11 protein-coding genes and 2 tRNA genes are annotated in these 12313 nt (G+C 50.3%); 9 read left to right on the top strand and 4 right to left on the bottom strand.

The features are described from left to right. Positions 1-2: 2 nt before the first annotated feature. Positions 3-1043 carry a homocysteine S-methyltransferase family protein gene (locus ABD028_RS08555; RefSeq protein ID WP_343844175.1) on the top strand — a complete coding sequence of 347 codons (1041 nt, stop codon included), beginning with the start codon at positions 3-5 and terminating at the stop codon, positions 1041-1043. A gap of 15 nt (positions 1044-1058) precedes the next feature. Further along, positions 1059-3683, top strand: a complete 2625-nt coding sequence (gene metH / locus ABD028_RS08550; RefSeq protein WP_343844174.1) for a methionine synthase — start codon at positions 1059-1061, stop codon at positions 3681-3683. Positions 3684-3726: 43 nt separating this feature from the next. On the opposite strand, the gene ABD028_RS08545 is transcribed toward metH, so the two are convergent. Beyond that, entirely contained in the window at positions 3727-4170 is a 444-nt protein-coding gene (locus ABD028_RS08545) for an SH3 domain-containing protein (RefSeq protein ID WP_343844173.1), read from the bottom strand. 65 nt (positions 4171-4235) lie between these two features. Here ABD028_RS08545 and ABD028_RS08540 point away from each other — a divergent pair, with 65 nt between their 5' ends. Next, complete coding sequence (locus ABD028_RS08540) at positions 4236-4724, top strand: WbuC family cupin fold metalloprotein (RefSeq protein WP_343844171.1); 489 nt, start codon at positions 4236-4238, stop codon at positions 4722-4724. Between the two features lie 62 nt (positions 4725-4786). Here the strand turns inward: ABD028_RS08540 and ABD028_RS08535 are convergent, their stop codons facing one another. Then, positions 4787-5458 carry a hypothetical protein gene (locus ABD028_RS08535; protein WP_343844169.1) on the bottom strand — a complete coding sequence of 224 codons (672 nt, stop codon included), beginning with the start codon at positions 5456-5458 and terminating at the stop codon, positions 4787-4789. 249 nt (positions 5459-5707) lie between these two features. On the opposite strand from ABD028_RS08535, the gene ABD028_RS08530 reads away from it, so the two are divergent. Next, positions 5708-6301 (top strand): DUF938 domain-containing protein, encoded by a 594-nt coding sequence (locus ABD028_RS08530; protein WP_343844167.1) that lies wholly within the window; start codon positions 5708-5710, stop codon positions 6299-6301. Here the strand turns inward: ABD028_RS08530 and ABD028_RS08525 are convergent. Together ABD028_RS08525 and ABD028_RS08520 are read right to left on the bottom strand one after the other, a co-directional pair. Further along, positions 6298-7095 (bottom strand): substrate-binding periplasmic protein, encoded by a 798-nt coding sequence (locus ABD028_RS08525; RefSeq protein WP_343844165.1) that lies wholly within the window; start codon positions 7093-7095, stop codon positions 6298-6300. The two genes, ABD028_RS08530 and ABD028_RS08525, sit on opposite strands and share 4 nt — an antisense overlap. Positions 7096-7148: 53 nt before the next feature. Continuing rightward, positions 7149-8306, bottom strand: coding sequence for a GNAT family N-acetyltransferase (locus tag ABD028_RS08520; RefSeq protein WP_343844163.1), 1158 nt, complete (start codon positions 8304-8306; stop codon positions 7149-7151). A 32-nt stretch (positions 8307-8338) separates the two neighbouring features. On the opposite strand from ABD028_RS08520, the gene ABD028_RS08515 reads away from it, so the two are divergent. The 5 genes from ABD028_RS08515 to ABD028_RS08495 all read left to right on the top strand — a co-directional run bounded on the left by ABD028_RS08515 (position 8339) and on the right by ABD028_RS08495 (position 12313). After that, positions 8339-8803: a regulatory protein RecX gene (locus ABD028_RS08515; protein WP_343844161.1), complete on the top strand. Its 465-nt coding sequence runs from the start codon at positions 8339-8341 to the stop codon at positions 8801-8803. A 178-nt stretch (positions 8804-8981) separates the two neighbouring features. After that, a complete protein-coding gene (gene alaS, locus ABD028_RS08510) occupies positions 8982-11579 on the top strand; it encodes an alanine--tRNA ligase (RefSeq protein WP_343844159.1) in 2598 nt (865 codons plus the stop codon). A gap of 148 nt (positions 11580-11727) precedes the next feature. Beyond that, positions 11728-11934, top strand: a complete 207-nt coding sequence (gene csrA / locus ABD028_RS08505) for a carbon storage regulator CsrA (protein WP_102798289.1) — start codon at positions 11728-11730, stop codon at positions 11932-11934. A 180-nt stretch (positions 11935-12114) separates the two neighbouring features. Continuing rightward, positions 12115-12204: transfer RNA gene (locus ABD028_RS08500), tRNA-Ser, on the top strand. A 38-nt stretch (positions 12205-12242) separates the two neighbouring features. Beyond that, a tRNA-Arg gene (locus ABD028_RS08495) sits at positions 12243-12313 on the top strand.

The following is a 12313-nucleotide window of genomic DNA, read 5'->3' as shown; positions in this document are numbered from 1 at the left end:
AGTTGAAGCTTAAGCCCATCGAAGAGGCCCTGAAATCGCGCATCCTGATCCTGGATGGCGCCATGGGCACCATGATCCAGCAGCATAAGCTGGAAGAAGCCGATTATCGCGGACAGCGTTTTGCCGACTGGCATATGGATATCAAGGGCAACAATGATTTGCTGGTATTAACCCAGCCAGAGATTATTTCTGACATTCATGAACAGTATCTGGCTGCAGGGGCCGATATTCTGGAAACCAACACCTTTAACGCCACCTCTATCGCCATGGCGGATTATGATATGCAGGCGCTGGTGTATGAAATTAATCTTGAGGCCACCCGTTTGGCCAGGCAGGCTTGCGACAAATACAGTACGCCTGAACGCCCCCGCTATGTCGCCGGGGTGTTAGGTCCCACTAACCGCACCGCCTCAATCTCGCCAGATGTGAATGATCCAGGCAAACGTAATGTCACCTTTGATGAGTTGGTAGCAGCCTATGAAGAGGCCACTCAGGCCCTGATGGAAGGCGGTGCAGATATTATTCTGATTGAAACCATCTTTGATACCTTAAATGCCAAAGCAGCCGCCTTTGCGGTGGAAAATGTATTTGAAAAACGCCAGCAACGTTTGCCGGTGATGATCTCAGGCACGATCACCGATGCGTCGGGGCGTACCCTGTCCGGGCAAACCACCGAAGCTTTTTATTATTCACTGCGCCATATAAAGCCGCTGTCCTTTGGTCTTAATTGCGCTCTGGGGCCGGATTTGCTGCGCCAGTATGTGCAGGAGCTCAGTGATGTGTGCGAATGTGCGGTATCTGCCCACCCCAATGCCGGTCTGCCCAATGAATTTGGCGAATACGATATGGACGGCGAAGAAATGGCGGTACATATTCGTGAATGGGCCGATGCCGGAATGCTCAACATAGTCGGTGGCTGTTGTGGCACCACGCCTCAGCATATTCGTGTGCTGGCCGATGCCGTCGCGGGTAAAGCGCCAAGAACCGCGCCAAAGCTGCCGGTCAGATTACGCCTGTCCGGCCTAGAGCCCTTTGTACAGTAACAGACCGAGGTAAGCATGACTCAACAAGCCAGCGCCAACTTTATTAACGTCGGCGAGCGTACCAACGTCACAGGCTCCGCCCGCTTTAAACGCCTGATTCTGGAAGGAGACTATGAAACCGCCCTGGATGTGGCCCGTCAGCAGGTGGAAAACGGTGCCCAGGTGATCGACATCAACATGGACGAAGCCATGTTGGACTCAGAAGTCGCCATGGTGCGTTTCTTGAACCTGATTGCCTCCGAGCCGGATATCAGCCGGGTGCCGGTGATGATCGACTCGTCCAAATGGTCGGTAATAGAGGCGGGCCTGAAGTGCGTGCAAGGCAAGGCCATTGTTAACTCCATCAGTCTTAAGGAAGGCGAGGAGCAGTTTCTGCATCAGGCCAAACTGATTAAGCGTTATGGCGCTGCTACTGTGGTGATGGCCTTTGATGAAACTGGCCAGGCCGATACCGAAGCGCGTAAATTTGAAATTTGTCAGCGCAGTTACAAGCTGCTCACCGAGAAGATCGGCTTTGCCCCGGAAGATATTATTTTTGACCCGAATATCTTTGCGGTGGCTACCGGCATTGAAGAGCACAACAACTATGCGGTGGACTTTATCAATGCCACCCGCAAGATTCGTCAGCATCTGCCCCATGCGCATATTTCCGGCGGCCTGTCTAACGTGTCATTCTCGTTTCGCGGCAACGAACCGGTGCGCGAGGCCATGCACTCGGTGTTTCTTTACTATGCCATCAAGGCCGGGATGGATATGGCCATTGTTAACGCCGGGCAGTTGGCGGTATATGACGACATTCCCCAGGAACTGCGAGAAGCCGTCGAGGATGTCATTCTTAATCGTCACCCCGATGCCACCGACCGGTTACTGGAACTGGCGCCCAAATACAAAGGCGACGGTAAAGAGGTAGAAAAAGAAACCCAGGAATGGCGCAGCTGGCCGGTGAACAAACGCCTGGAACATGCGCTGGTAAAAGGTATTACCGATTTTATCGAAGAAGACACCGAGGCGGCCCGCCAGCAAGCCGAGAAACCCCTGCATGTGATCGAAGGGCCGTTAATGGACGGCATGAATGTGGTGGGCGACCTGTTCGGCGAGGGCAAGATGTTCCTGCCGCAGGTGGTCAAATCGGCGCGGGTTATGAAGCGCGCGGTGGCTTACCTGCAGCCTTATATTGAAAAGGAAAAAAGTGCCGGTTCCTCCAACGGCAAGATCCTGCTGGCCACGGTAAAAGGCGATGTCCACGATATCGGCAAGAATATTGTTGGTGTGGTGCTGCAATGTAATAACTTCGAGGTGATTGACCTTGGTGTGATGGTGCCGTGCGAGAAGATTCTGCAAACCGCCCGCGAACAACAGGCCGATATGATTGGCTTATCCGGTTTGATCACCCCGTCGCTGGATGAAATGGTGCATGTGGCCAAGGAAATGCAGCGTCAGGGTTTTGAATTACCTTTGCTGATTGGCGGCGCGACCACGTCCAAAGCCCATACCGCGGTAAAAATTGAACAGAATTATCATGGCCCTGTGGTGTATGTGCCTAACGCGTCCCGCGCGGTAGGGGTGTGTCAGAAACTGATTTCAGCTACAGGGCGCGCCGATTTTGCCGCTGAGCTGTCACTGGAATATGCCAAAGTTCGTGAGCAGCATGCCCGTAAAAAGCCGCGTACCAAACCTGTTTCCTTGGAGCAGGCCCGTGCTAATGACGTCAAACTGGACTTTAGCGACTATCAACCCAAGTCGCCCAATCAACCTGGCGTGCAGGAAGTCACGGCGGATATTGCTACATTGCGCCGCTATATTGACTGGACACCGTTTTTCCTGACCTGGTCACTGGCCGGTAAATACCCGCGTATCTTTGACGATGAGGTAGTGGGCGAAGAGGCAAAAACACTGTTTGCCGATGCCAATACCATGCTCGATCGTTTTGCTCAATCTGGCGAAATTCAGGCCAAAGGGGTGGTAGGCATCTTCCCGGCCAACCGGGTTGGCGATGATATTGAAATTTACGCAGATGAAAGCCGTAGCCGGGTGCTGAGCCGGGCTTGTCATTTGCGCCAGCAAACCGAGAAGGCGGATTTTCCCAATTACTGCCTGAGTGATTTTATTGCCAGCAAAGACAGTGGCATTGCCGACTATACCGGCGCCTTTGCCGTTACCGGCGGCATTGGTGAAGATGAGCTGGCCGATGCCTATAAAGCTGCAGGGGATGACTATAACGCTATTATGGTTAAAGCCGTGGCTGACCGCTTAGCAGAAGCCTTTGCCGAGTATCTGCATGAAAAGGTACGCAAGGAAATCTGGGGCTATGCAGCGGATGAAAACCTGGATAACGATGAGTTGATCCGCGAGAAGTATCAGGGTATTCGCCCGGCGCCCGGCTATGCAGCCTGCCCTGAACACACCGAGAAGCAGAAAATCTGGGATTTGTTGGATGTAGAGCGCCGGATCGGTATGCAACTGACATCCAGCTATGCCATGTGGCCCGGAGCTTCGGTATCCGGCTGGTATTTTGCCCATCCGCAAAGTAAGTATTTTGCCGTAGCGCAGATTCAAGCCGACCAGTTGGCAGACTATGCGCAGCGCAAGGGCTGGGATACGCAGACTGCTGAGAAGTGGCTGGCGCCGAATTTAAGTTAGCCGTTGTTAGATGTCAGTTGTCAGGGAGGGAGCATGAGCTCCCTCATTCTAGAAAATTTAGATGTATCCAACCAATCTCCCCTTTGTAAATAACTGCACCCCATTCTCCAGAAACATCGAAGACAGGAATTTTATTTCCTCTAGTAAGAGTGCCTATAATCTTCGCGGTAGTGCTTGGCTTTTCTCTTACATTTAGGCTCGATGCTTTGACCGCGTATGTTTTAGAACGAGCTGGTGTCTTGTCATCATATTGATAAGGCTGGCCATAAGACACTGAGGGGCTGCTGGGTGAGGCGGGGTCTTTTGACGACTGAGGAAAGCTGTAGACTCTCTTCGGTGAATAGTGCGTTGTTCCAATTCGACAAGTCTTGTTTTTAGAGATACATGAATTCCCACAAGGCTTACCTTTTTTACATGCTTTTGCTTCAACTTCAACGCCATAGGCTAATACACATAGTATTATTGTGATTACTTGAAGTATTTTCATAAGATTGGCTCTGTACTCGTGTCAGTCATTACTGACAGTTCATTGAAATAGATGGTGTAAGGTTAGTGTCTGTAAAATTTTTTAACCAAGAATTGTTTCAATCGCTTCAACAGGGGGCCAATGAGAGCCCCAGACGGCGGTTAAATCACAATATTCATCAGGATTTGAATGACCCGGTACAAAGGCTGTTTATTACCTTGATGCCAGACTCTTATGTACGTCCGCACCGGCATAGTCAGTTGGAAAAATGGGAATGCTTTTTGATGTTGCAGGGGCAAGTGGCATTCTTGATCTTTGATGAGTCGGCAAAGTTACTACAAAGGTATGAACTCAATGCTGATGGCCCACTCAGGGGGCTGGAGATCCCGGCTAACACCTGGCATACCGTTGTGCCTGGTGATGAACCCGCGACCTTTTTTGAAGTTAAACAGGGCCCTTGCCAGGCGATGGAGGATAAAGACTTTGCCGCCTGGGCGCCGATAGAGGGGCCACAAGGGCAAGATTTTCTGAGTAGATTAAAGTCACTGAAGGTGGGACAAAGCGCCGCCCGATAGTTTGCGGCGGCGACTTTAGCAGACTTGGATATTTGTGCTGAGAGCCAAGTGAATCGGTGTTCTTAGCCGCGACGGAACCTGCGTAACATCACCAGGCCCAGCGCCATCAGCGGGGCAGTGGCAGGCAAAGGAACGCGGGTGACCTGTAAGCCCGCCAAGGCAACGGAATCATCATCTCCGTCAACCCACAGCATAAATGCCTTACCAACCAGAGCACTTGACGGGTCGTTTGCGGCTATTACACCAAACTCTGGTTCAATGTCATGGAAGCTTATCTGCAACTCAGGTATACCGCTGCTGAAATCTACCAGGGAAATATTGATATCATCTGATCTGCCGACACCTTCAAAAAACATCATGTCTAAAGAGACGGTATGGGAAAATACCAGCAGAAAACCTTCATCAGGATCTTCATCATAATATGATGAGCTGCCACCATCCAGAAATGGACCGTCATCGTCGGAGGAAATCAGACCCAAACCGAGGTCGGCATAAAAAATACCGGGAAAGCTAACCGGCTGCCAGGATTCTTTTTGTTCGCCATCAGAATTGAAGCTGGTGGTCCAGCCGCTCACCTGTAGTGCTAAGCCAGCATCGTACATATCAATCTGGGGTAACACTTCAGGGGCGTTCATATTGATAAAATCAAATTGGTGAATCAAACCGGCATTAGCTTGCAGGGAAAACATAGTAAAGATGGCGGCACCAAAAGTGCGACGAATAGATAACATCAATTAACTTCCTACTAACAACAACTTTTTCTGGTGAAATATGTATAGCGCTGCCGCTTTAAGCACAAATTGGGCCAACAAGGAAAGTTATATAAAAACAATTGTTTATGCTCCACTTCGACGTTGGAGGTTAAGTTGTGTAAATATATCTGACATTTGGTGTCTATTATTTAAACATTGGTCGACTGCAATAAGTTGGGTAATGCAATAGCTTTAGGTATGATTTCTGTTTAGCGTTTTGTGGATACTGGTATGTCAAAGTCTTTTAGTCAGGCCTGTGAAAATAATAAACAGCCCATACTGCAATTTCTGCGGGTTCGTTTCAGTAATGTCAGGCATGTACTGGAGATTGGTTCCGGCACAGGCCAGCACGCGGTGTATTTTGCCCCGTCACTGTCACCTATAGTCTGGCAGTGCAGTGATATGCCGCACAATCATGCCGGTATTAATGCCTGGATTGATGAGTTTCCCTGTGACAACTTGCGTCGCCCGCTAAATTTTACTGTGGGTGAAGATGACTGGCCGGATACCCAAGCGGATGCGGTGTTTACCGCCAATACCACACATATTATGCAGCCGCAGCAAGCCCGATTGATGATGGAGATGGTGGCTGAGCACTTACCCTGCGGCGGGGTATTTTGCCAGTACGGACCTTTTAATATTGATGGTCAGTACACCAGTGACAGCAATGAGCAATTTGATCTGCACCTAAAAGCGCAGGGCTATGGTGGAATTCGCGATATCAATGAGTTGCAGGATTGGCTGTCGGGAACCTCACTAAGCTTAGGGCAAAGAGTACAGATGCCGGCTAACAATCAATTATTGGTTTGGCAGAAGATGCCTTAAGGCGATAAGGCCATTTGGCGGTCAAGGATTTGCTGCCACTTCTGATAGCTAAGTCTGGATAACCCGTTTTGCTCAAATAGCGGCCAAACCCGGTCTTCCGATACCAGTTTGTTCAGTCCATTGTTTAACGCCCTGGCGAAACGACCGAAGTTGGCATTACCCTGGCGCCCCATAATATGAATACCTGCCTCCATAGGCATGTCCCCAGCTTCCAGACACAAGTTTTGTCGCTGTCCACTTTTATCGCTGCAGTAATAACGGGCCAGGGTTTCCACGATAAAGATGTGCTTTACCCTGCCACCTTTAAGCAATTGCAGCAGTGCGTCGCTCTCCACCAAGCCATATAGGTTATTGTAACCACTGTCGCGCAGAAACTGACTTTGTGCCGAGCCCTCAATAACCCCTACCAGCAAATCCGATGTGCGGATCTGTTCGGCACTTGCAAAGGGCTGGCTGGATAAGCGAAAAAAACCTGCTCTTGAGATAGCTAATGGTGCAGTAAACTGAGCCCATCGCTCCCGCTCTGGGGTGATGGCGGCAAAAAACAATGCGTCCAGTTTGCCCTGCTGCAACTGACTTTGCGACCAGGCCCAGGGCATTGATTGCAAAGTGAGCTTGAACTCCTGGTTGTTGCCAAGCACTTGCTGAGTTAACTGCCAGGCTAACCGGTACTCGCCAGGTCTGGCCAGGCCGCTTTCGTGGCGCTCCGATACGCCAAGAATAAGTGTTTGGCCGAAGCCAGCAAAGGAACAAATCAATAGCAGTACAAAACTGATATAGCCAGAGTATTTCACAAGTTACTGCCAGCACTTTTTATTAAAAGGTAGCAGTCTTTTGAGCGATGCGCTCAGCCAGAGTGCTGTGAGCCTCTGGCAAAAGGTAAAAACTGCATGGCATTATCTTTGTAGCTGGCCAGTTGCTGTTTCTCATGTTGAATAAAATTGTGCACTGCCGAGTGCAACCGGTCATGGGCCAGCCAATGATTGCTGAAACATAAGGTTGGTTCAAAGCCCCTCAGTAATTTATGTTCTCCTTGTGTACCTGGGTTAAAAACGAGCAGACCTTTCTCTATACAAAATTCAATGCCCTGATAATAGCAAAGCTCAAAATGCAGCCCGTCCACTTCTTCTATGCAGCCCCAGTAGCGGCCGTACAGGCATATGTGATCATAAAAAAGCAGAGCACAAGCCAGCAATTGCTGGTTTTTGTGGGCCTGCACCAGCAACATCTGTTCCGGCATACTTTGCACCAATGCATTGAAAAATGCGCGATTCAGATAGCCCGTATGGCCGGAACGTTTGAGGTAAGTATTGCAGTAGCATTGGTAAAAGTCGTCCATGTCTGCAGCACTGAGGTCAGCACCACTTAACCGTCTGAAGGTCAGTCCGCTGTCAGCAAGTTTACGCCGCTCCTTGAGCAGGTTTTTGCGCTTTCTTGAATTAAAGGTGGCAACGAACTCGCCGAAGTTGTGGTAACGGCGGTTATACCAATGAAACTGAATGCTGTGGCGCTGGACACAGTTCAGTGGCTGAAGTTGGTCTGAATCGGCTTGCTGCAAAAACAGCAGATGGATCGAAGAGTAGTGCTGCAGCTGACATTGCTGCTGCAGATACCGTACAACATCTTGCCACAGTAATTGCACATTAAGATCGGCCCTGACCAGCAAACGGTCACCGGGCACCGGCGTAAATGGGATGCCAGCCAGCAACTTGGGGTAGTAATTCAGCCCCTGAGCTGCGTAAGCATCGGCCCAGGCAAAGTCAAACACATATTCGCCGTAACTGTGCCATTTCTCATAAAGTGGCATCACCGCCGCGATACCCAGATTGTCTTCTATCAGTAAATGTTTGGGTTGCCAGCCACTACTGCCGCCCACACACTGAGACGCCTCCAATGCCGATAAAAAATGATAGTGCAGAAAAGGCCCGGCATCAGCCGCCAGCTTTTGCCACGCTTTAGGACAGATCCGTTTAAGGCTATCGATAAAACTGAATTTCAAATCCATACCGACCCGGCGTTACAATATATGGGGAAACTATGTTACTGCGGATTACTATGACAGATGCTGATCGCAAGATCATCCGGGAAACCCTGACATCCCTGCTGGCAAGACGTGAGCACAGTCAGGCCGAATTGTTGACCAAGCTGGCGTTACGGGAACTGGACGCAGAGCTGGGCAGACAAGTGTTGCAGGAATTTATTGAACGCGGCTGGCAGTCTGATTTACGTTTTGCCGAAAGTTTTGTTCGGCAAAGGGTCGCTAAGGGCCAGGGGGAACTGCGTATCAGGGCCGAGCTCAGGCAGCGACAAGTGGCCGACTATCAGATTAAGCAGGCACTTGAAGCATTACAGGTGGACTGGTTTGAAACGGCCAAAAAGCTGTATCAACGCAAGTATTCTCGCCCTGCAACGGATTGGAAAGAGCAACAAAAAAGAATGCGTTATCTGCAATACAAAGGCTTTAGCAGTGAGCAGATTCGTTATGCATGTGAAGCAGAATAATTGTTAGTTTCAGCAATTGGATAGCGCAATGCCACTGAAGTGCCAGAAAAGATCGCAATGGGTGCTGGCAGCCCTTTTATTTACTTATGATTGCACCTGACAGTCAGCGAGATTTCATGATATTGTCCGCACTGATTTCAAGGTTTATTTTTCACTGTTTTTTTCTCCGGGATGTTAAATGACTATTAGCACTGCTGAAATTCGAAGCGCATTTTTGGACTACTTTGCCAAACATGGTCACCAGAAAGTGGCGAGCAGCTCATTGGTGCCTGCGGACGACCCCACGTTACTGTTCACCAACGCAGGTATGAACCAGTTTAAAGATGTATTCCTGGGGGCGGAAAAGCGCGCTTACACGCGTGCGGTCTCTTCTCAGCGCTGTGTGCGGGCCGGTGGCAAACATAATGACCTGGAGAATGTCGGTTATACCGCCAGGCATCACACCTTCTTTGAAATGCTGGGGAATTTCAGCTTCGGCGACTATTTTAAGAAAGAAGCCATTGCCCTGGCATGGAACTTCCTGACTGAAGAACTGAAATTGCCCAAACACAAGCTATTAGTCACAGTGTATGCCGAAGATGACGAAGCCTTTGAAATCTGGGAAAAAGAAATCGGTATTCCGAAAGACAAAATTATTCGTATCGGCACCTCGGACAACTTCTGGTCAATGGGCGATACCGGCCCTTGCGGTCCCTGTTCAGAGATTTTTTACGATCATGGCGAACATATCTGGGGTGGCCCGCCTGGAACACCGGAAGAAGATGGCGATCGTTTTATCGAAATCTGGAATCTGGTGTTTATGCAGTTTAACCGTCAGGCCGACGGTAGCATGGAGCCTCTGCCCAAGCCTTCTATTGATACGGGGATGGGGCTGGAGCGAATCTCTGCCATTTTGCAGCATGTGCACAGCAACTATGAAATCGATCTATTCCAGGCTTTGATCAAAGATGCCGCCAGTGTGACCGGCGCAAAAGACCTGCAGGACAAATCCCTGCGCGTGGTGGCTGATCATATTCGTTCCTGTGGCTTTTTGATTGCTGACGGTGTACTGCCGTCCAACGAAGGGCGTGGCTATGTGCTGCGCCGCATCATTCGCCGCGCGGTACGGCATGGCTATAAGTTAGGCGCTCAGGATATTTTCTTCTACAAGCTGGTGGCGTCTTTGGTGACACAGATGGGCGCAGCTTATCCTGAACTGAAAACCCAGCAGGCCAGTATCGAAAGGGTGCTTAAAGCCGAGGAAGAGCAGTTTGCCCGCACGCTTGAGCGCGGTATGCAAATTCTCAGCGACGCCCTTGAAAGTCTGGATGGCAAGGTCATTCCGGGTGAGCTGGTGTTTAAACTCTACGATACCTACGGCTTCCCGTCTGATTTAACCAATGATGTGGCCCGTGAAAAAGGCTACAGCATTGATGAGCAGGGCTTTGAAGCCGCAATGGCCGAGCAGCGCAAACGCGCGCAGGCGGCCAGCAACTTTGGTGCGGATTACAACGCACAGCTCACCAGCGAGAACTGTTCTGAGTTCACCGGTTATGACAATGAAGCAGGCATGGCGCAAGTGCTGGAGCTGTTTAATCTGCAAAGCGCGGTGGCCAGTCTGGCCGTCGGTGAACAGGGTATCGTGGTATTAGATAACACTCCCTTTTATGCCGAATCCGGTGGGCAAGTTGGTGATACTGGTGTGCTTAAGCTGTTAAATGGCGTATTTCGGGTAACCGATACGGTCAAACTGGGTAATGCTATTGCCCATAAAGGTGTCGCCGAAACAGCCATTCGCGTTGGCGATAAGGTGGATGCGCAAATCGATGCGGAGCGTCGTCAGGCTATCAAACTGAACCACAGCGCCACACATTTGCTGCATGCCGCATTGAAACAAGTGTTGGGTGAGCATGTTAACCAGAAAGGCTCGCTGGTCCAGCCCGACAGACTGCGTTTTGATTTTTCCCATTTCGAAGCAGTCAGTCGCGAACAACTTATTGAGATTGAGAGCCTGGTGAACCAGCAGGTGCGCCAGAACCATGATCTCAGCACCAGGCTGATGGCTATAGAAGATGCCAAAGCGGCCGGTGCTCAGGCGCTGTTCGGTGAGAAATACGACGATGAGGTGCGGGTGGTGTCCATGGGCGAGTTTTCCATGGAACTATGTGGTGGTACCCATGTGCAGCGTACCGGTGATATTGGTTTGTTCCGTATTATCAGTGAAAGCGGCATTGCCTCCGGAGTGCGCCGTATCGAAGCCGTGACAGGTGCTGGCGCATTGGCTTTCAGCCAGCAACACAGCACGCAACTGCAAAGTATGGCCGGTCAATTGAAATCCGATCTGGCTGGCTTACCAGAGCGGGTTGGGCAATTGCTGGAACAGTCCAAAGGGCTGGAAAAAGAGATTCAGCAGTTGAAGCAAAAGCTGGCCAGCCAGGCCGGTGCCGATCTGCTTAACAGTGCCGTGGAAATAAAAGGCGTGAAACTTCTGTCGGCCAAACTGGACGGTGTGGAAGCCAAATCATTGCGCGACCTGATGGACAGCCTGAAGACCAAACTGGGTTCCGGGGTGTTGATGCTGGCGGTAGCGGAAGGTGAAAAGGTCAGCCTGATTGCTGGCGTGAGTAAAGATCTCACCGACAAAGTCAAAGCCGGCGAACTGGTGAACTTTGTTGCCCAGCAAGTGGGGGGCAAAGGTGGCGGCAGGCCGGATATGGCTCAGGCTGGCGGTACACAACCGGAAAATCTCGACAAGGCTCTGTCCAGCGTGTCGACATGGCTGGAAGATAAGCTATAATCCGCCGCTCACTTTTTGAGTAAATGGGCCGGTTTTTCGCAGTGACACGGAAAACAAGGAACGGCTGCTAGATAATCTCTTGTGATAACAGAGAATTACGCTAGCTTTAAGTAAGGACTTGTTGGAAAAACGGAACAGGAGCAAGCGAATGCTTATATTGACCCGTCGTGTAGGAGAGACCCTGATGATTGGTGACGAAGTGACCGTCACTGTATTGGGCGTCAAAGGAAACCAGGTTCGGATTGGCGTAAATGCCCCGAAAGAAGTATCTGTGCATCGTGAAGAAATTTATATGCGTATCCAGGCTGAGAAAAACTCTCAGTATCCGGGTGACGACGCATCTGATGATGCATAAGAAAAAGAAGGCTGGGTAACCAGCCTTTTTCTTGCCCTCGACTTTCCCCTGAACCGTCAAAAAATCTCTGTTTTGCATGAAAATTGGCTGAATTGCTCAAATGCTCAACGAACAAACCTCCAGTCCGGAAAAAAGGTTTGACTTCCCCCAGTGAATCATTAAACTGCGGCTCCACATCGAGGAGAGATGGCCGAGTGGCTGAAGGCGCACCCCTGCTAAGGGTGTATAGGTTAACCCCTATCGAGGGTTCGAATCCCTCTCTCTCCGCCATTTCCTTTTGAAGGAAATGCGCAGGATTCAAAGTTTACGCGTGTGTAGCTCAGCTGGATAGAGTACCTGGCTACGAACCAGGCGGTCGGAGGTTCGAATCCTTCCACAC

The organism is Bowmanella denitrificans (genome assembly GCF_039522935.1).
In the GTDB taxonomy this organism is placed as follows: Bacteria; Pseudomonadota; Gammaproteobacteria; order Enterobacterales; family Alteromonadaceae; genus Bowmanella; species Bowmanella denitrificans.
This window is presented reverse-complemented; position numbering and strand designations above follow the sequence as displayed.